The following is an 18,914-nucleotide window of genomic DNA, read 5'->3' as shown; positions in this document are numbered from 1 at the left end:
AAATAACGCGGCCGCTTGAACCATAGTCTACTCATTGGAATCGCGCCCAAGCTGAAGGACGACACTCATCGCTTCTCGTCAGGTATAAACAACTGCGCGCCACTGAACGGTGAATATGTCGAGAATGGCCGCCAATGAGGTGATTGAGCAGCTCAACAGGGCCAAGATCGCGTTGTTAGATGTTAGAACGTTCACCGCCTCGGCGCAGTCCGATGCTGTGTCTTTGCTCGGATGACCCGCCTCATGACGAACGCACTGGTTTTTTTCGCGACCCTTATCGGTATGGAGGGTTTTGCGTTTCTCGCCCACAAATATGTGATGCACGGCTGGGGCTGGGGCTGGCACCGCTCCCATCATGAGCCCCGCACCGGCTGGTTCGAGAAAAACGACCTGTACGCGATCGCGTTTGCGCTGATCGCCATCGTACTCATCGCGCTTGGCACCCAGGGCATGCACCCGCTGGAATGGATAGGGGCCGGGATGACGGCTTACGGTTTCGTGTACTTTCTGGCCCATGATGGGCTAGTCCACAAACGCTGGCCATTGAAGTACGTCCCCCGCACCGGCTATCTCAAGCGTCTGTATCAAGCGCATTTGATGCACCATGCCGTGTCGGGCAAGGACCGCTGTGTCTCATTCGGTTTTCTCTATGCCCCACCTACCGCGGTGCTTCGGGTTCAGTTGCGCGATCTGCATGGCGGACCTCTTCGCAAGAATGATCCGGGCGCTGCCACAGGCTCGGCAGACGCTCAGGCCAGTGACGCCCGCGAGCAGTGACGGCGCGGCACAGGCCGCCGAGCACATGCCGCAACTTGTCGACCTTCGAGGTCGACACCCGCGTATCCCAGGCATGCTCGCCCCGCCTTGAGACCTTGATGCCAATTTGCCGATAGACACCCGACGCAGTCGCCACCGCCCACGCGGAGCGCCACGGCAATGCCCTTAATCCCGCCTCGGCACTGGCGTAAAAAGGCTCGGCCAGCTGCACCAGCCGTTGCGCGAGGATGGCCAGACCGGGCCGATGCTGATCGTCGGCAAGTGACGCCTCGGGGATCGAAAGCTCATCCAGCCAGTCTCGTGGCAGATAGCACCGGCCGACGGCAGCGTCTTCGACGATATCCCGGGCAATGTTGGTCAATTGAAACGCCATGCCCAGGTCGCAGGCGCGGTCCAATGTCTTTTGGTCGCTGACGCCCATGACCTGAGCCATCATCAGCCCGACGACCCCGGCCACGTGGTAGCAGTAGTCCAAGGTGTCGTTTACGCTCTGATAGCGGCGCTGGTGTACATCCATCGCAAAACCCGCCAGGTGCTCCAGGGCATAACGCTCCTGAATGCGATGTTTGACCACCACCTCTCTGAAAGCAGCGAAGGCTTCGTGCTGCACAGGCAACCCGGCGTACACCGCCCGAGTCTGAGCGGTAAGGTCGGCAAGGCGCCGTTCAATGTCGAACTGGTTCAACACGGTCGCCGAATGCCCCGCCTCCTGACCATCTATCACGTCATCGCAATGCCGGCACCACGCATAGAGCATCATGGCGCTGGCCCGGGTCGAGGGGTCGAACAAGCGCGAGGCCGCGGCAAAGCTCTTCGAGCCCACAGCAATGCTGCGTTCGGCATGCTCCAGCAGGACTTGGTCCTGGTTAGCATCGCGATTCATGAGTGCAGATCCTCCAGCATCAAACCTGCCGTGGCCTTGGCCGAGCCGATGACACCGGGGACGCCCGCACCGGGGTGAGTGCCCGCGCCCACCAGGTAAACGTTGCCAAGGCTCGCGTCGCGGTTATGGGGCCGGAACCAGGCACTCTGCCAAAGGACAGGTTCAAGTGAAAACGCCGAACCCAAATGTGCGTTCAACTCACTGCGAAAATCATCCGGGTTGAAAATCCGACTGGTCACCAAATCTTCCCGCAGGCCAGGCATGTAGTGTTTTTCCAGATACGCGAAAATCCGATCACGGTAGCGTGGCCCCTCTACCTCCCAGTCGATAGGCGCGTTACCCAGATGAGGAACCGGCGAGAGCACGTAGTGGCTGGAGCAGCCCGGCGGGGCGAGACTCGGATCCGTGATGCAGGGCGCATGCAGGTAGAGCGAGAAATCCTCAGCCAGCTCAGCGCCATTGAATATTTCTTGAATCAATGACCGGTAGCGCGGCCCGAAGCAGACCGTGTGGTGTCGAAGCTGAGGTTGCGGCCGCTTGAGGCCGAAATGGATGACGAACAGCGAGTTGCTGAAACGCTTGCCTTTGAGGCGCGCGCTTTCCTTGATGCCACGGGCATGGCCGCCCAGAAGTTGCTCATAGGTATGCACCACGTCCGCATTGGAAGCGACGCAGTCGGCATTCAGCAAGCGACCGTTTTTCAAGCGCACGCCGCTGGCCCTGCCCGCTTGCACCTCGATGCTGGCGACGTCGGCATTGAGCTCGAAACGCCCGCCGAGGTCTTCGAAAAACCTCACCAGCCCCTGCACTAGCGCCCCCGTCCCTCCCTTGGGAAACCACACGCCCCATTCGCGCTCCAGTGCATGGATCAAGGTGTAGATCGATGAGGTGGAAAACGGATTGCCGCCCACCAGCAGGGAGTGAAACGAAAACGCCTGGCGCAGTTTTTCGTCTTCGATAAATTCAGAAACCATCGAGTAGACACTGCGCCACGCCTGCAGCCGAGCCAGCTGCGGCCCGGCCTTGACCATGTCCCGAAACGACAAAAACGGCACGGCGCCCAGCTTGAGATAACCCTCGCGAAAAACCGCCTTGGAGTACGCCAGAAACCGCTGGTAGCCTTCAACATCCTTGGGGTTGAGCCTGGAGATATTGCGGTCCAGCTCGGCCTGATCGTTGGCATAGTCAAACTGCGTACCGTCCTCCCAGCACAAGCGATAGAACGGCGAGACCGGCAGCATCTCGACGTAGTCACGCATGGATCTGCCGGCCGCTGTGAACAATTCCTCGATGGCGGTGGGATCGGTAATCACCGTCGGCCCGGCATCGAAAGTGAATCCCTCGTCGTGATACACATAGGCGCGGCCGCCGGGCTTGTCGCGTTTTTCCAGCAAGGTGGTTTGCACGCCCGCCGCCTGCAGCCGGATCGCCAGTGCCAGGCCACCAAAGCCTGCGCCAATCACAATCGCGCTTTTCCCCTGGGTCATGCTTGATCCTTGTAATGCCGAGGCAGGCAGCGACGTGCCGCGTGCAGGGCCTCATTGATGGGAACAGGCGGCTTGCCGATCAGCACTCTAAGCTTGTCCTGCAGCGTGCTGTCGCCCGAATAAAAGCGCCTGATCAGCCCCTCGGGCAGACCATAAAAACGTTGCATCACCCGCCAGCGGTCCTGGGGTTTGCCTGCCAGGAACAGCATACGATTAAGCAAACGGTAAAACCCCTGGCGCCGCCACGCCTGTTCAGCGAATGCGCGAATGCCAAGGTATAAGGCGTCCGCCTGCAGGTTCTGCTGGCGGGCGACCCAGTCCGCCAGTTGCACCGCCTGGGGCAACGAATAACCTGTTGTGCAATGGCAAAGACCGGCCCGCAAACCGGAACGCGGCTGGCCGGGCGCCTCGCGCCAGAAGCTGGAAAAGTCGCCTGCCAGGGTGATCGGCAACACGCCTTGCTCTTCACGAAGGCAGCGGGCAATGATCCATCCGCGATCTTGCACATAATCACGGACATGCTGGCGCAGTTGTTCTGAGGAAAGGCTCTGACGGTCAACGTAGTGGGTGTCCTCCACCAGCACCGTGTCGGCTGAAAACGGCAAGACGTAGACGAAACGATAGCCCTGCCCTTGAGCCACCCGGGCGTCCATGATGATCGGCACGTCCAGCCCATGAGGGGCCTGTAGCTGCAGCACCTGACCCAGGAACGCCTGTTGGCCCAGCACCAGATGTTCGCTGTGCTGGACGCCACGCCCGTCGATGACGGCCTTGGCCCACAGCTGTTCGCCGTCCTCCAGCAACAGCGAAGTCGGGGTGATCTGTTCGATCCGCTGTGAGACACGCAACCCTGCCCGCCCCCCGTCACTGAGCGCCGGTTCGATCACTTGGGCAAAGCGTTCGGAGGTGATGCTGGCATAACCGCTGTTCAGCCGTCGCGAACGCCCCGGGAAATGCACCTCGTAGGCAGGCCAGGTTTGCACCACCAAGGGCCTGATCCACTGATGCTGCTCGGCCGTCAAGTCCGAGTCGTGAAAGGACCAGGTATGGTTACCACCGATCCGGGCCTGCTCTTCAACGCACAGCACCTGTAACTCAGGGCGCAACTGCTTGAGCCGCCAGGCGATCAGCCCATTGGCCAGCCCACCACCGGCGAGGATCAGGTCATAGTTCATGCCACCGCCTGCGTCAGCACGGGTTCGCCGCTACGCACCGCCGCCTCAACGATGTCCGCCGCTTTGCTGGCGCCACCGGCGCGCTGCAACTCAGCCGCCATCCGCTGCAAGGGCTCTCGTGGCAGAACAAGCAGCCGGGCCAGCCCATCAGCAATGGTGGCGGCGCTCGCCCGGCGGTTCAACTTCAGGCCCAGGTCTCGGTAGCTGACACGCGCAGCCACCCCCGGCTGGTCAAAACCGATGGGCATGACGAGCATCGGCGTAGTGGTGGCTATGGCATCCATCACGGTGTTGAGTCCTCCATGGGTCACGACTACATCGGCGTGTTCAAGCACCGCTTGCTGGGGGGCGAACGCAGTGACCCAGGTCGCGCCACTGTCGAGAAGCATGCGTTCCTGAACCGAATCAAGCCTGCCGCAATGGGCGACCAACAATTGCGCATCCAGGCGACGGCAAGCCTTTGCAATCTGCCGGAACATACCCAGGCGCCCGCCCTGCAAGGTACCCAGGCTGGCGAAGACAAAGGGTCGATTTTTATCAATCTGCCACTCGAAGGTTTCATTGCCTGGCGAAGGTTGCCCCGTACCCGGAAAAGGCAGGCGCAACGGTCCGACTGCGTGGAAATGCGCGGGCTGCTGCAAACGGGGAAAATCAAATCCCGCAAGGGTCTGACTGATGTGGGCAAGCGGAGAAAGGCATTCATGCAGCGCATCGCGAGGCACGATGGCAAGCCGTCGACATGCACCCCGCAATACGTCTCTGAGCGGTCGCATCAGCCAATCGTAGACCTGCTGGCTACCGGCGTACATGCGTAGGCTACGTTCGTCGCGACCGTAGGCAAACGGCATCACCGGCAGCGGCAAGCCTGGCTCGCGGTTGACCGGCAACGCGCAAGCCACCGAGACATAAGGTAGCCCCAAGGCCTCGGCGACCAGCCCACCGGCAGCTTCCATCTGATCGCAGAGCAGTGCATCGACCTGCTCGTAAGCCAGCGCCGCGGGTAATTCATTACAAAGCATGTTTGTGGTTGAACACATATCGGCAATAACCCGCCGCAAGGTCAGCGGGTTATTAGAGCTGGCCGCGCGCTGCAACACAGCGTCCAGGCTCCCCGGTGGATGGCTGCTAGCAGCCATCGCATGAAAACCGATGCGCGGATCACCCAGCCAACGGCGCGCGTCGGCCTGCTGGAAGAACGTGACCTGATGCCCACGATTCAATAGCTCTACCGCCAGCGCCTGAAAGGCCTGGAAGTGGCTATGGAACGCCGGGGTCACCACGCCGAAATGGCTCATGGGCGATGAACCGATGGCAGTAATCTGGCTTGACGCAATGCCGCCAGATCTCCGGAACCGGTGCAGAAACAGGCAATGCGCAGCTGCCTGATGACGATGTCGAAATGCTCGATGACCGACGCTGTCGACACCGTCGCATCGCGCAGCACTCCGGCCGCCTGCCCTACCAGGTCGGCCCCCAGACACAGCGCCTTGGCCACATCCACGCCGTTGCGAATGCCGCCGGATGCAATCAGCGTCATGCCGGGCAATGCCTCACGCACGCTGATCAGGCTGGTGGACGTCGTTATACCCCAATCGGCAAACGCCATTGCCACCTCGCGATCGGCGGGGCTGCTGGCGCGTTCAGCCTCTACCGCTGCCCAACTGGTGCCGCCGCTGCCTGCCACATCGATCACGCTGACCCCGACTCCAGCCAGGGCCACCGCCACCGATGCCGATATACCCGCCCCGACTTCCTTGACGATCACCGGCACGCCGAGACTTTGCACCGTCAGCCCGATGGCATCCAGCACGCCTCGCCAATCCCGATCACCTTCGGCCTGAACGGCTTCCTGCAACGGGTTCAGATGAATGATCAAAGCGTTGGCCTGCAAAGTCTCCACGGCGCGGCGCGCCAACTCCTGGCCATCCTTTTCCAATAACTGTGCCGCGCCGATATTTCCCAGTAACGGGATGTCGGGCGCCAGCCGCCGCAGCTCACGGGTCAAGCCCTGATCGTTGCCACTGCGCAGACCGACGCGCTGCGAACCTACGCCCATGGCGATGCCAAGCTCCTGGGCGGCCTCAGCCAGATGGCGGTTAATGGCCGAAGAACGCTGCGCCCCGCCGGTCATGGAACTGATCAGCAAGGGCGCTCTGAGGGGGATCCCAACCAGCGCGCTGGCAAGGTCAATGTCGTTCAGATTCAGCTCGGGCAACGCGCAATGCTCGAACTGAAAGGCATCCAGCCCGTTGCCGCCACCCTGTCGTGGGTTATGGCTCACACCACGGCCGTCCAGCACGATATTGAGATGATCATCCTTTCTCCGACTTAAGGGATGCTCGGTCATGAAAGCTCCAATTCGGTTGAATCATTTCGCGGCGCGCGTGGTCATTTTGTTGAGTGGCGTTATACAAGCTTAGGCCGATCGTACAACTTGTGTGCAACGCTGACTGATAATTGAGGCACTGGTTATTCAAAGTGGTTCAGAGTTTGAGGCCCATCACGTGAACCACCAGAAAGCAGATCACCCTTCACAACTGCCCTTAAAGCAAAGGTCAAGACCGATGACCATCGAGCCTGACGCAACCGTCGAATATGGGTTTAGCGAACGTTTGGAAGATGTGCGCGCGGCTATTGAGCAGCGTCTGGACCAACTGCTGCCGAGCAGCAGCGACGAGCGCGACCTTGTCGCGCTGGCCATGCGTGACTCCACGCTGGCGCCCGGCAAGCGGATGCGGCCGATTCTGTTGATACTGGCTGCACAAGGCTTGGGGCACGGTGGTGATCAGGCACTGGAATTGGGCTGCGCCGTGGAATTGATCCACGCAGCGTCACTGGTTCTGGACGACATGCCGTGCATGGACAACGCCCGATTGCGCCGTGGGCAGCCGACCGTGCACCTGAAGTTTGGCGAAGACGTGGCGATTCTTGCCGCCGTTGCCCTCCTCAGCCGCGCATTCGGGGTGGCCGCCGGGATTACCGATCTGGCACCCGCAATCCGCATGCAATTGGTGGAGGTCATGGCCAATACCGTTGGCATGCAGGGTCTGGTCAAGGGTCAGTTCAAGGATCTGCGTGACGGCCAGAAAAACCGCCCCCCCGAGGAAATTGCACTGACCAACAACCTCAAGACGGGGGTACTGTTTAGCGCGATCATGGACATGGCCTGGCTGATCAGTGGTGCCAAAGCTCACACACGCCCGATCTTGCAGGACTTTGCCGTTGAGCTGGGTCAGGCGTTCCAAATGCATGATGACCTTTTGGATCGTTGTCCGGACAGCAATAAGGACCAGGGCAAGGACGAGGGCAAGTCGACGTTCATTGCGCTTTACGGCGAGCAAAAAGTCCGCGAACAGCTAGAGGCTCATCTAATGAGCGCCGAAAGCCATTTGCGAGAAGTTTTCGGGCCCTCGCGAATGATCACCTGGTATGTGCGGATGATCTTCGAGAAAGCGGTGCGACAACGTGGCGCAAGGCTGTAGGGCCTACTTGGCCTGCTCGGCGATTGCTTGTTTCAACTTTTCGGCGTCGGCAAAACGCTGCTCATTGACGACCGCGCCATTGTTCAAGGCGAGCCACTGAACGGTGTCCCGGTCGCCGCCATAGCGGGTGGCAACCCTGCCGTCCTGGTCGAGCATAATTCTGTATTTGGCCGAACGCATGGCCGGTACTGCCACCAGCTTGATCATGGAAGGCATCTTCTCGATATCCGCCAGGTACACAATGTGGCGCGCTTCCAGATAGCCCTCCGGGTGACCGTCCATCGCCGCATCCACTAACTTGGCGGCCGACATACTGCGCGCTATCAACAGCACCTGAGCGCTGTCGTTCAAGGTATACGCCTTCTCGTTCTGATCCAGCAGGGTCCACTTCATCGCCGGCTGGTTTAGATCTTTAGGTTGATCCAGAGCTTTTGATTGGGCTGACTCCTGCGCCAACACGTGGAAGTTCAGTAGTGCACCGATCAGCAGGATCATAAGCCGCATGGTTTCGTACCTTATTCGAGGAAAGTCACGGAGTGAAGCGCTGACGCCATCCTACGTCAGCCTGGCTGTCGCGCTCTAGCGCATTAATGCTTTTGTTGCCTGACCTGCTCGCAAGCGCGTTGCCACGGGGGCGCCGGGCCGAGGATGGCGATGCTGCGCCCTTAGAGCAGCGCAATGCTGTAGCTGACAAACACCCGGTTATGGTCCTGGTCACGGGCGGCTTCGCTATTGGATTTACCGTTACGCCAGCCGAAGCCAACCCCTTTGAGCGCTCCCGACTGAATGACGTAGTCCAGAAAGATATCCCTCTCCCATTCTTTCTGATCGTCACCGGATCTCGTCTTGATGTTGTCACCGGAGAGGTACATGACCGAGGCTTTCAGGCCCGGGACACCCAGGGCGGCGAAGTCATAGGCATACTGACCGAATACTGTGCGCTCCCCTGCACGGGTGAAACTCTGGATCAGACGATCTGTGTGCAGGTACAAGGAGCTGCCTGCTGCGCCTTTATCTATCAGGCCACCCTGATTGAGCTGGGTGAAGCTGCTACCGTCCGAGACGCTTTGGTAACCCGCCGTCATCGCATGAGCGCCGATGCTGTAGATCAATGCAGCACTCCAGAGACGATTGTCGATAACGCCATCTCCGTTTTTGGTGTAACCGCTGATTCGGTAGCCCGATGTACCGGAACTGTTTTCACCTGACGCGTCAGTCCTGAAGTAACGCAGGTGGGTTTTCAACGATTGACTGTCCGAGAACGCGAGGGTGTGCGTCAGTCCGAAAAACTGTTGGTTGTAGTAGTTTTCGAGCTGGGCATAGTAGTACTGAGCCGTCAGGTCCTTGGTGACTTTCCAGTCACCCCCGGCGAAGGCGAACTGGTTGCTTTGACGCGTACCGCCCATAGCGGCGAGCCCCGTCTGATCCGTTGAGGCACGACCGGTTGCCCGTTCAATTCGCCCACCCGTCAGGGTCAAGTCCTTGAACTCGCTCGAAGTCATTTGGCCGCCCTCGAAGGTTTGTGGAAGCACCCGTCCATCGTTGGCGACCAGAATCGGAAGTTTCGGAATCAAGGTGCCGTAGCGCAGTTCGGTCCTGAACATTTTGACCTTCGCGGTCAGTCCCAGCCGGCTCCACTCGTCGACGGCGCGGTTGTCACTGTCCGAGGGAATCATCGAACTGCCAACGTGACGTCCCTTGCCACTGTCCAGGGTGACGCCCAGCAACCCAAGGGCATCAACACCAAAACCAACGGCGCCCTCGGTATAACCCGACTTGAAGTCCAGCATGAAGCCCTGCGCCCACTCTTCGGTTTTTGAAGGGGCAGCGACACCATCGCGGTTGTCGTTATTGAAGTAGAAGCTCCTCATGCCCAAGGTGGCTTTGCTATCACTTAGAAAGTCGGCAAAGGCCTGGCCACTGAGGGCGATGCTGCCAGACACCAACGTTGCAGTTATTTTTTTCAGGCTCACTTATAACGCTCCGATTCTTATTTTTAGTAGGTGATGGAAGCGACTACGACCTAGCCATTCGAAGCCAAACGGACAATGGCATCGCGACTGCCTGCCTGCTCACGAAGTACAAACTTTTGGATTTTCCCGGTTGCGGTTTTCGGCAACACCGTAAAGACCACCCTGCGCGGACATTTGAATCGAGCCAGACGTGCTTGGCAGAACTCCATTATTTCTGCTTCGGTGGGAGGCTCGACGCCCGTTTTCAGCTCGACAAACGCGCACGGTACTTCACCCCATTTGTCATCCGGCTGAGCGACTACCGCGGCATACAGAACAGACGGGTGACAGTGGATCGCCTCCTCGATCTCTACAGACGAAATATTTTCCCCACCGGAGATAATCACGTCTTTGCACCGGTCGGTAATCTGGACGTAGCCGTCAGGGTGCACGACGGCGACATCACCCGTATGAAACCAACCGCCTTCGAATGCTTTTCGGGTTGCACTGTCATTCTTCAGATAACCCATCATTACGGTGTTGCCCCTGAGCAGCAGCTCACCCGTTGTCTGGCCATCTTTTGCGACTGGCCGCATCGTATCGGCGTCAGCCACCATCAAACCTTCGAAGGCGGCTGCACGAGCCCCTTGGCGTACTCGCATAGCGCCTTGCTCACCGGGCGTTAAATCGTCCCAGCCGTCTTGCCAGACGCAGCTGATCGGCGTACCGGACACTTCGGTAATTCCGTACACGTGGTCCACGTCGAAGCCTCGTGAAACAACTGCGTTGAGTATGCTGGCCGGAGGTGGAGAACCAGCAGTCAACACTCGAACCGGCGTCTTGAGCGCGGGGCGGTCTTCGGCGTTGGCAATCATGGCCATGACAATCGGCGCCGCACAGAAGTGATCGACACCGTGGTTATCGATCGCATCGAACACCGTCTCTGCGCACACTTTTCTCAGGCAGACGTGCGTGCCGGCCACAGCCGTGATCGCCCAGGTAAAACACCATCCGTTGGCGTGGAACATCGGCAATGTCCACAGGTAACGAGGCGCCCGCGTGAGCGGCCAGTTGGTCATCTGCAGCAGACTCATGAGGTAGGTGCCACGATGGCTCGCGACCACGCCCTTTGGATCACCGGTTGTTCCGGAGGTGTAGTTGAGTGCTATCGGCTGCCACTCATCATCCGGCCAGACGCCTTCGAAATCAGGGCTGCCGCTGCGGATGAAGGTTTCGTAGTCAATGTCTGCGACACTCGCGCAAAGTGGCGCCAGGTGATCATTGATATCAATCACCATCGGGGGATGTTCGAGGAGTGCCAATGCAGCCTTCGCAAGCGCAGCAAACTCTCGATCCACCAGCAGCAACTTGCATTCGCCATGACGCAGAATGAATGCCACACCTTCGGCATCTAGGCGGTAGTTGACCGCATTGAGTACCGCGCCGCTGAGGGGGACCCCGAAATGCGCTTCGAGCATGGCAGGAGTATTAGGAGACAGAATTGAAACGGTGTCCCCTGCTCCCAGGCCTTTTTCGCAAAGTGCCGAGGCAAGTCGATAGCAGCGTTCGCGGGTTTCACGCCAGGTTCGTTGCAGTTCGCCATGCACCACCGCTACCCGATCCGGATGCACAAGGGCTGCCCGATCCAGAAAGCCAAGTGGCGTCAGGGGCAGATAGTTGGCCTTGCAGCGATCAAGCCCACTTTCATAAGCACCGGGGGTCATGATGTTGTTTCCTTATTATTGTGATGAAAAGTACAGAACGCGCTCACCGGCTCCCGATCAGTGACCAAGGTGTTCTCGATGCTGCTCTCGTCGGCGTATCCAAGGCTCATTCCGCAAACCAGCATTTGATCCGAGGGAATCGCAAGGGCTTGCGAAATGACCTGGTGATATTTCAAAAAAGCGGCTTGTGGGCAGGTGTGCAGATGCCTTCCACGCGCAGCGACCATCACGGCCTGTAGAAACATGCCGTAGTCAAGAAGGCTGCCTTCCTTCAACACCCGATCCATGGTGAAGATCAGACCGACGGGGGCGTCGAAGAACTGGTAATTGCGGCCGTGTTGCGCATGCATCCGCTGCTTGTCTCCCTTTTCAATGCCCAGCAGCCCATAGAGCTCCCACCCGACCTGCCTTCTCCGATCCACGTAGGGTGAAGTCCACTCGCGTGGGTAATAGTCATAGGCATCTTCAAGGTCGTTGCTCTGTGATGGATCGTTGTCAATTTCCGCGATGGCGCATGAAAGACGAGCCTTTGCTTCTCCAGTGACGACATGCACGCGCCAAGGCTGCATGTTCACCCCCGTAGCGCAGAACCGAGCGACATCAAGGATCGCCTCAATGTCTTCGCGCGGTACGGGAGTGGGCAAAAAAGCCCGAATACTGCGCCGCGAAGCGATCGCCCAATCAACCGTTTGAGCAAGCAGTTCAGGCGGTATGGGCGGTTTGGATAAGCGATTCATTTTCATGCATTCAATTCCACGGATTCAGCTACAGACGGGGGCATCCATCAGTTCGACAGGGCCGGGGATTTTCTGACTTGGGTAGAGTCGGCGCGTGACTGATTGATCAGGGTTACGGCGACAGCGCCAATGAGGCCAGCCAGGCTGATGGCCATGAAGTTTTTCTCGAGCGCAAGGTTCAACGACACCAGCCAGCCAATCAGGACAGGGGCGACGATTGCGCCTATTCGTCCCACACCAGACGCGAAACCCACGCCGGTTGAACGAATCGATGACGGGTAGAAATCGCCGGCGTACGCATACGCCAGCAATTGAGTTCCCAGGGTCGATGCGCCGACGATGAACACCACTGGAAACAGCAACGACGTTGAACGCGTATAACCCAAAACGGTGAGTGCTATCGCACCGACGATATAGAAGCAGACCAATACGTGCTTGATGTTCAGCTTGTCGCTCAACCACCCTCCGCCTATTGCACCGGCGATGGCTCCCAAGTTGAAAACAATCACAAAATTCAACGCAGAACCCAGGCTGAATCCAGCCATCGCCATCAGCTTGGTTAGCCAGGAGTTAAGGGCGTAGACCATGAACAGGCCCGTCATGAACGCGGCCCAGATCATTAAAGTGCTGAAGCCCCGCCCCTCCCTGAATAAGTTACGAACCGGTGCTTGCTGCTTATCCAGGACCGTGGCGTTCCCAGTCATCAGCGTGTTTTCGTCGATAACGAGAGCCGGGTCCAGTTTACGAGCGATCGCTCGCAGTTCGTCCTGACGTCCGGTCTTGAGCAGGTAGCCGATGGATTCAGGCATGGTCTTCAGGATCAGGGGAATAAGCACCACGGGCAGCAACGCCACATAAAACACCCATTGCCATCCATGACTCTCGATCAGTTGCTTACCCGTCAGCGCGACCAGGATTCCGCCCACGGAGTACCCCGCGAAAACCAGGGTGACCAGCCGAGTACGCAGTTTGAGTGGAGAAAATTCACCCATCTGAGCGGTGCAGATAGGCAGTACGCCGCCGATGCCAAGGCCGGCGATGAAGCGGGCTACGCTGAAGCTGATCGGGTCACTGGTGAGGCCTGCCGCCGCCGTGAAAATACTGAACAAGGCCACGCAGATGGCGATCATCCTGGGACGCCCGATACGATCGGCTAGCGTGCCAAGAAAAATGGCGCCCAGCATCGTTCCGAAGAGCGCAGAGCCCGCCATGACGCCGGCGCTGGTTGGATCGACGTTCATGTCCTTCATGATCGCCGGAAGGGCTGCACCGACGACCGCAAGGTCATAACCATCGATGATCAGAATGAGTACACACCAAAACAGGATGAGCCCATGGAAGCGGTTGAACTTTGATTCAACCGCGAGTGTATAGACGTTTACCGGCTGCATATCGCGTCTCCTTCGATCTTGTTTTTGTTTGTGAAGTGCGAAGAGTTACTGGCTCGCTTGACAGGCGATGCCAGGGCTACCTGCAGCGCATCGTAGGAGTTGCCTTTGCGGCGGCCTATGCCCGACGGCATCGTTGTACGTGACCGTTTTGGACACTCGTGACTTACCCGCCACGCCCGGGATGACCCTGGTCTGTTGAGGTTTTGGCGGATGAAACGAGTTGCAGATCACAGGAGGTAATCTGGCGGGGACGCAGTGCTTTTGTATAAGCGCAAGAAACGCTTTTAAATCTCGCCCGATTCGTCAGCATTGGAGCGGCGGTAAGCGCCGGGACTCACGCCCGTCCACTTTTTGAATGCACGATGAAACGCACTGCTTTCCTGGAAACCCGTGAGGGCAGCCACTTCAGTCACGGTCATATTCGGCTGGCACAACAGATTGATCGCCATGTCACGGCGCAGATTGTCTTTCAAACGCTGATAACTGACCCCCTCGGCCTGCAGTCTTCGCTGGAGCGTCGAATAAGACATGCACAGCGTGCTTGCCATCTTGTCCAGCTCTGGCCATTGCTCCGGATCGAGGCCTCTCAATCTGAGGCGGATCTGGGCGCTGATGCTGTCCTCGTTACGATATTTCACCAGCAGACTGGCAGGCGACTCCTTCAAGAAAGCCGATAGACTGGCTTTGTTTTGCGCGACTTTGAGGCTTAGAAAACTGCGCTCGAAACGAATCATCGTCGCTGGCGCACCAAACTGAATGTCTTCACAGAAGCGCATCCGATAGTCGCTATCGTCGAGTGGTCGATTCGGCCTGAAGCAGAGCTGTTTAATGGGAATGCGTCTGTTACCCAACCAGCAGAGCAGTCCATGGACCAGGATCAGCCATGTTCCATAACTAAAGAGACGACGTTCAATGCCGTTGTCTTGGATAACGATGACGGCGCAGTCGCCATCAAAACTCAGCTCACCGTGAATATCGTCCAGTACGAGACGCAAAAATTTCAGAATCCGTCGCAACGCTTGCTCTAACGACTCGCAGTCAATCGACGACTGGCACATCAATCGGAAGCTGCCCCGTCGCATGGGATGGCTATCGATTGCGAAAAACTCATCGTCGAGCAGATCCGAGAGCGCGACCCACAGCCGAGAAAATGCTGCAGCCGAAACCCTGGCTTGGGGGGAAGTGAGGAGTACAGGGTCGATACGTGCTTGCTGCAGTGCAAGGGAGGTGTCCAGCTGGCGACGCAACGCGCCCTCCAGGGCCTCATGCACCAATCCGATTGAAGTCGTTCCTTTATCCTGGATGAGCACGCCCTTTCCCCTCTGCCGGTGGTTGCCTGCTGACTTGATGCTGACTTGTGAATCTCTTCGGCAGTCCTGCCTTGGGCAACCTGACGAGCCTGAACGCTTTCTACGTTCCGACTTCTCGACATGACCTGTCAACCCGAAGGTTTTGTTATCAACAAGCGCATGGGCCCTCTTCCCAGGCTTTGATGGCGGGTCTTGATAGTTGTCCAAAACATTCAACCACGCCGAGGCTTTTGGACATTGTCCAGGCCGTCGCCCACCGACACTATCGGCCGGCAACCTTCGGTTACGTTGAGTCTGACGCTACAGAATCCAGGAGTTACCGTGACAGAGAAAGAGCTGTACTGGGAAGACTTCACGCCAGGTAGCCTCTGGACGGCCAAGCAATCTGCGCCTATTACAACGCAGGCGATCATTGCCTTTGCCGCAGAGTACGATCCTCTCGATATTCACATAGATCCTGACCTTGCCCGTTCGAGTCCGCTTGGCGTGCACTGCGCCAGTGCAGTGCAAACCTTCGGTATTTCGCAGCGGCTGATGTGCGACGCCTTGCTGCTTCAAACCAATGTCGTGGCGGGTGGCAAGATCGATGGTTTTAGGATGGTTGCTCCGGTGGTGCCCGGAGACACGCTCAAGCTATCCGTTCAAGTCGTTCGATCATTCATTCATGCGTCAAATCATCAACGGGGCTGGGTCGTGTTTAAGGTCGATGTCACCACCCATTCCGGAAAAACAGTGCTTGTTTATGAGGTGGCCGTATTGATATTGCGAAGGGGCGACCGACCTTATTGCAGAAGGCATCGATTGTTCCGTGCGGCTCGGTGATCTGGATGATTCGAGCCTGGTGCCAAACGTATCGGCGAGGTCGCTTTGGTGACCTGCGCGGCTCCCGCCTACGTAAAGAAACATGGTTTACCAACCACGCTGGATGATCTGCAGGCGCACCTGGCTGTCAACTTCATGGTTGAACAGCGCCGCCAGATCATGCCCTGGCGGTTCAGGGGCAACGGTAAAATTATCAATGTGAAGATGCGCAGCGGCATCGTCGTCGACAACGCAGAGGCATTGCTTTACTGCGCATTGGCGGGGATTGGGATGGTGCAGGGGCTGCGCCCGGCGCTGCAGCGATACATCGATAGCGGACGTCTGGTGGAAGTTCTGCCGGATGTTCCAGTCGAGCCGAAAACCGTTTCCGTGTTGTTTCCGGATCGCCGTCATCTATCACCCAATGTGCGGGTATTTGTCGAATGGGTGAGTGCATTGTTCCAAGAGAAAAGGCATTAGCGCGGCCTCATTGGTGTTGGCCTGATTAACAGTCCCACCTTCCTCTGCCCGCCCCGAAGGCGAATGACTCGCGGCTCGGACCGAACATTTTCAGGTGCCACAACCGGACGAACATCAGGCGATTTTTTCCGGTGAGCATCGTTGGATTTCGCGCGTAGCAACCGCTGGCGCGTAACGATGAAAATCGAACGCCCTTGCTTTTCGTCCCGCACAATTATGGCCAAGTTGACGGTACCCGCGTATAGCGGGCACCGCTTCCCATAGGGGACGAAGGCTTACACGCCTGCTTACCAGCTGTAACTCACTTTGGCGGTAATCTCGCGACCCGGGTTGTAGAAGTTCGCTGTGCCGGAACCGACCACGTGCTGCTCATCCAGCAGGTTGCTGACGTTCACCGCAAGGTCGGTGCCCTTGGCGATCTCGTAGTTGAACGCGGCGTCGAACAGCGTGGCGCCATCGCTTTTGCCGGAGTTGGCTGCATCGAAGTAATAAGAGCCGACGTAGCGCGCGCCCAAGCCAACGCTGACATCAGTACCGGGCACGTCGTAATAACTCCAGAGCGAAGCGGAATGCTTGGGTGCCGTGGTGAACTCATTACCCTTCAGGGAGCTGCCGTCGTACAACGAACCGCGCAGTACCTCGGACTCCATATAGGAGTAGCCACCAATCAGGCTGAGGTTCTGCGTCACCTGCGCCTTGGCCTCCAGGTCGAGGCCACGCGCCCGCGATTCGCCCACCGTCTGTTGCTCGATGATGCCGCTCGGCAGCACCACGGCGATGGTGACGTTTTCCTGGGTCAAGTCATAAACGGCCGCGGAGAACAGTGCGTCCATCCCCATCGGCGCATACTTCACGCCCACTTCGTACTGCCTGCCGGTCTGCGGTGTTACGCCAACCTGAGGCGGCGAGACGGACTCCACCATGCTCACATAGGTGGACACCTCATCGTTGACGATATAGGTCAACGCACCTCGGTAGGAGGTTTCGGAGAAGTTGTCTTTCTCGGTGGATTGCAAGCCTTTGCTGGTAAGGTCCATCGAATCGTTGCGCATACCGGCGGTGACGATGAAACGCTCGTAGAACGATAGGTTCTGCTGAAGGAATACGGCCTTGGTGGTCGCGTCTCGCTTGTTGACCGCATACGGGGTGATAGAGCGTGAAACGCCAGTAAACACGGGATTTGCAACGTCAATCGGGGTCGTCAGGGCGTAGACCGAGCTTTCCTTGGTAGTCGAATCGAGGTATTCCACCCCCACCAGGCTGCTGCTGTCGATGTTCTCGAAGCGGGCATCGTATTGCAGCATCAGGTTGCCGTTGAACTGGTCGGCCTCACTGTCCGTTCCAAACAAGTACCGGTCAACGGTAGTACCGACACGCGCGGCGCTGTCGCTGATGTAAACGTAGCCAAAATCATCGGTCAATTTGCTGTAACGCAGATTGCTGCGCAATACGAAGCCGTTGTCGAAGTCATGGGTGACGTTACCGCTGAGGCTGGTGCGCTCGACATCGTGAAAGTTGTAGCTCGGCTCACCATAAAACTTGCTGCGGTCGTATTCCTTGTCCAGCGGATAGCCGCCACTGTTGGGCGAACTTTCGGTTTTCAGATAGTCCAGAATCACGGTGGCTGACGTGTAATCCGTGGGCGCCCAGGTGAGGCCACCCATCAGCAACTGGTTGTCGTCCTGTGAGTGATCGTACTCGCGGTCGCTGTTTTGGCCTTTGGCAGTAAAGCGGCCAGCCAAGGTTTTCTCGTCGTTCAGCGCATCCCCCACATCGATGCCTGTCTCGACATGGTCAAACGAACCGTAGGTCACATAGCCTTGGCCAAACTGCTCAAAGCGCGGCTGTTTGGTCACGAAATTCACCGAACCGCCCGGGTCCGCTGGGCCAAACAGCGTGGAGTTGGCGCCACGCAAAATCTCTATGCGTTCGTAAGCGAATGGATCTTCGCGTACGCCGCGCATCGAACTCAGGGTCAAGCCGTCACGGTAGGTGGTGGCCTGGAAGCCCCGGATCTGGAAATAGTCGTTGCGGTCATCCGTACCATAGAAGTCACTGACCACACCGGGGGTGTATTGCAGCGCCTCTTCCGTGGTGCTGACGCTGCGTTGTTCCATTTCCTTGTTGGTAACAACCGACACCGATGCCGGTGTATTGAGAATGCTGGTTGCCACCTTGCCGCCCACCCAGAGTTCCTTGGCGACAACCGAGTTGGCGTCGTCGTCGGCACTGACCCTGACCTTGGCATTGATGATGAGGGGCGCAAGGCGATAGTCCTCGACGGACGTTGTGTCGAGTTCCAGCGGGCCGGCGGGCGTAGGCTGAGGGAACAGTAGATAGGCATTCGGGCCTTGCTGTTGGATTTGCAATTCGCTTCCCTGTAGCAAGGATGACAGCGCTGCCGACGTATCGAGCGTGCCATTCACGCCAGCAGTGGTACGGTTCGCTACACTCGACGCGTCGAAGGAAAGGCTGATGCCAGCCTCGCGCGCAAAGCGGTCAAGCGCCGGCGCCAGCGGGCCGGCAGCGATGTTCCACTGCCTGACCTGATTGCTGTGGTCAGCGCTCGGCGTTTGCGCCAGCGATGGCAAGGCGTAGCTGCTTACGATCAGCCCCAAAATCGCACCGTGCAAGGCACGACTTAATGGATGGCGCTGGGAAACAGGGGACGAACTCATATTCTCGCTCCAAGAAAGGACATCGGCAGACAGGCCT

At 58.2% G+C, this 18,914-nt stretch carries 16 protein-coding genes; 4 read left to right on the top strand and 12 right to left on the bottom strand.

From position 1 onward, the window contains the following. Positions 1–243: 243 nt before the first annotated feature. Entirely contained in the window at positions 244–777 is a 534-nt protein-coding gene (locus J3Q04_RS11095; protein WP_434606191.1) for a sterol desaturase family protein, read from the top strand. On the opposite strand, the gene J3Q04_RS11090 is transcribed toward J3Q04_RS11095, so the two are convergent. Genes J3Q04_RS11090 through fni form a run of 5 tightly spaced genes read right to left on the bottom strand, consistent with a single transcriptional unit; the run spans position 659 to position 6,669 of the window. Then, entirely contained in the window at positions 659–1,660 is a 1,002-nt protein-coding gene (locus J3Q04_RS11090; RefSeq protein ID WP_434559319.1) for a phytoene/squalene synthase family protein, read from the bottom strand. The genes J3Q04_RS11095 and J3Q04_RS11090 overlap by 119 nt on opposite strands. Further along, positions 1,657–3,147, bottom strand: a complete 1,491-nt coding sequence (locus J3Q04_RS11085; protein ID WP_434606193.1) for a phytoene desaturase — start codon at positions 3,145–3,147, stop codon at positions 1,657–1,659. Before J3Q04_RS11085 ends, J3Q04_RS11090 begins: the two co-directional genes overlap by 4 nt. Beyond that, complete coding sequence (gene crtY, locus J3Q04_RS11080; RefSeq protein WP_434606195.1) at positions 3,144–4,322, bottom strand: lycopene beta-cyclase CrtY; 1,179 nt, start codon at positions 4,320–4,322, stop codon at positions 3,144–3,146. Before crtY ends, J3Q04_RS11085 begins: the two co-directional genes overlap by 4 nt. Next, positions 4,319–5,617 (bottom strand): glycosyltransferase, encoded by a 1,299-nt coding sequence (locus tag J3Q04_RS11075; protein WP_434606197.1) that lies wholly within the window; start codon positions 5,615–5,617, stop codon positions 4,319–4,321. Before J3Q04_RS11075 ends, crtY begins: the two co-directional genes overlap by 4 nt. Next, positions 5,614–6,669, bottom strand: coding sequence for a type 2 isopentenyl-diphosphate Delta-isomerase (fni, locus tag J3Q04_RS11070; RefSeq protein ID WP_434606199.1), 1,056 nt, complete (start codon positions 6,667–6,669; stop codon positions 5,614–5,616). The genes J3Q04_RS11075 and fni overlap by 4 nt, the downstream gene beginning before the upstream one ends. Before the next feature lie 157 nt (positions 6,670–6,826). On the opposite strand from fni, the gene J3Q04_RS11065 reads away from it, so the two are divergent. Continuing rightward, positions 6,827–7,804 carry a polyprenyl synthetase family protein gene (locus J3Q04_RS11065; RefSeq protein ID WP_434606201.1) on the top strand — a complete coding sequence of 326 codons (978 nt, stop codon included), beginning with the start codon at positions 6,827–6,829 and terminating at the stop codon, positions 7,802–7,804. Between the two features lie 3 nt (positions 7,805–7,807). Here J3Q04_RS11065 and J3Q04_RS11060 read toward each other — a convergent pair whose 3' ends face one another. From J3Q04_RS11060 to J3Q04_RS11035, 6 genes are all read right to left on the bottom strand, one after another. Continuing rightward, positions 7,808–8,308 carry a hypothetical protein gene (locus J3Q04_RS11060; protein WP_434606203.1) on the bottom strand — a complete coding sequence of 167 codons (501 nt, stop codon included), beginning with the start codon at positions 8,306–8,308 and terminating at the stop codon, positions 7,808–7,810. 161 nt (positions 8,309–8,469) lie between these two features. Then, positions 8,470–9,777: an OprD family porin gene (locus J3Q04_RS11055; RefSeq protein WP_434606205.1), complete on the bottom strand. Its 1,308-nt coding sequence runs from the start codon at positions 9,775–9,777 to the stop codon at positions 8,470–8,472. A 50-nt stretch (positions 9,778–9,827) separates the two neighbouring features. Continuing rightward, positions 9,828–11,480, bottom strand: coding sequence for an AMP-binding protein (locus tag J3Q04_RS11050; protein ID WP_434606207.1), 1,653 nt, complete (start codon positions 11,478–11,480; stop codon positions 9,828–9,830). After that, positions 11,477–12,223: a nitroreductase gene (locus J3Q04_RS11045; RefSeq protein WP_434559335.1), complete on the bottom strand. Its 747-nt coding sequence runs from the start codon at positions 12,221–12,223 to the stop codon at positions 11,477–11,479. Before J3Q04_RS11045 ends, J3Q04_RS11050 begins: the two co-directional genes overlap by 4 nt. 41 nt (positions 12,224–12,264) lie before the next feature. Next, entirely contained in the window at positions 12,265–13,608 is a 1,344-nt protein-coding gene (locus J3Q04_RS11040) for an MFS transporter (RefSeq protein WP_420763607.1), read from the bottom strand. Positions 13,609–13,892: 284 nt separating this feature from the next. Further along, positions 13,893–14,918 (bottom strand): AraC family transcriptional regulator, encoded by a 1,026-nt coding sequence (locus J3Q04_RS11035; protein WP_434606209.1) that lies wholly within the window; start codon positions 14,916–14,918, stop codon positions 13,893–13,895. A 321-nt stretch (positions 14,919–15,239) separates the two neighbouring features. On the opposite strand from J3Q04_RS11035, the gene J3Q04_RS11030 reads away from it, so the two are divergent. Next, positions 15,240–15,740 carry a MaoC/PaaZ C-terminal domain-containing protein gene (locus J3Q04_RS11030; RefSeq protein WP_434559341.1) on the top strand — a complete coding sequence of 167 codons (501 nt, stop codon included), beginning with the start codon at positions 15,240–15,242 and terminating at the stop codon, positions 15,738–15,740. A gap of 48 nt (positions 15,741–15,788) precedes the next feature. Continuing rightward, entirely contained in the window at positions 15,789–16,199 is a 411-nt protein-coding gene (locus J3Q04_RS11025) for a LysR substrate-binding domain-containing protein (RefSeq protein ID WP_434606212.1), read from the top strand. Positions 16,200–16,486: 287 nt separating this feature from the next. On the opposite strand, the gene J3Q04_RS11020 is transcribed toward J3Q04_RS11025, so the two are convergent. Further along, entirely contained in the window at positions 16,487–18,877 is a 2,391-nt protein-coding gene (locus tag J3Q04_RS11020; RefSeq protein WP_434606215.1) for a TonB-dependent siderophore receptor, read from the bottom strand. Positions 18,878–18,914: the final 37 nt, after the last annotated feature.

Source organism: Pseudomonas sp. D4-21, from assembly GCF_051132125.1.
GTDB lineage: Bacteria > Pseudomonadota > Gammaproteobacteria > Pseudomonadales > Pseudomonadaceae > Aquipseudomonas.
The sequence above is the reverse complement of the archived record's forward strand: the minus strand, read 5'-3'. Positions and strand labels throughout refer to the sequence as shown.

Excerpts from the sequence above, each read along its gene's own strand:
- J3Q04_RS11040 (WP_420763607.1), bottom strand. The coding sequence starts at position 13,608 with ATGCAGCCGGTAAACGTCTATACACTCGCGGTTGAATCAAAGTTCAAC.
- J3Q04_RS11090 (WP_434559319.1), bottom strand. The coding sequence starts at position 1,660 with ATGAATCGCGATGCTAACCAGGACCAAGTCCTGCTGGAGCATGCCGAA.
- J3Q04_RS11020 (WP_434606215.1), bottom strand. The coding sequence starts at position 18,877 with ATGAGTTCGTCCCCTGTTTCCCAGCGCCATCCATTAAGTCGTGCCTTG.
- J3Q04_RS11075 (WP_434606197.1), bottom strand. The coding sequence starts at position 5,617 with ATGAGCCATTTCGGCGTGGTGACCCCGGCGTTCCATAGCCACTTCCAG.
- crtY (WP_434606195.1), bottom strand. The coding sequence starts at position 4,322 with ATGAACTATGACCTGATCCTCGCCGGTGGTGGGCTGGCCAATGGGCTG.
- fni (WP_434606199.1), bottom strand. The coding sequence starts at position 6,669 with ATGACCGAGCATCCCTTAAGTCGGAGAAAGGATGATCATCTCAATATC.
- J3Q04_RS11085 (WP_434606193.1), bottom strand. The coding sequence starts at position 3,147 with ATGACCCAGGGGAAAAGCGCGATTGTGATTGGCGCAGGCTTTGGTGGC.
- J3Q04_RS11050 (WP_434606207.1), bottom strand. The coding sequence starts at position 11,480 with ATGACCCCCGGTGCTTATGAAAGTGGGCTTGATCGCTGCAAGGCCAAC.
- J3Q04_RS11045 (WP_434559335.1), bottom strand. The coding sequence starts at position 12,223 with ATGAAAATGAATCGCTTATCCAAACCGCCCATACCGCCTGAACTGCTT.
- J3Q04_RS11060 (WP_434606203.1), bottom strand. The coding sequence starts at position 8,308 with ATGCGGCTTATGATCCTGCTGATCGGTGCACTACTGAACTTCCACGTG.
- J3Q04_RS11095 (WP_434606191.1), top strand. The coding sequence starts at position 244 with ATGACGAACGCACTGGTTTTTTTCGCGACCCTTATCGGTATGGAGGGT.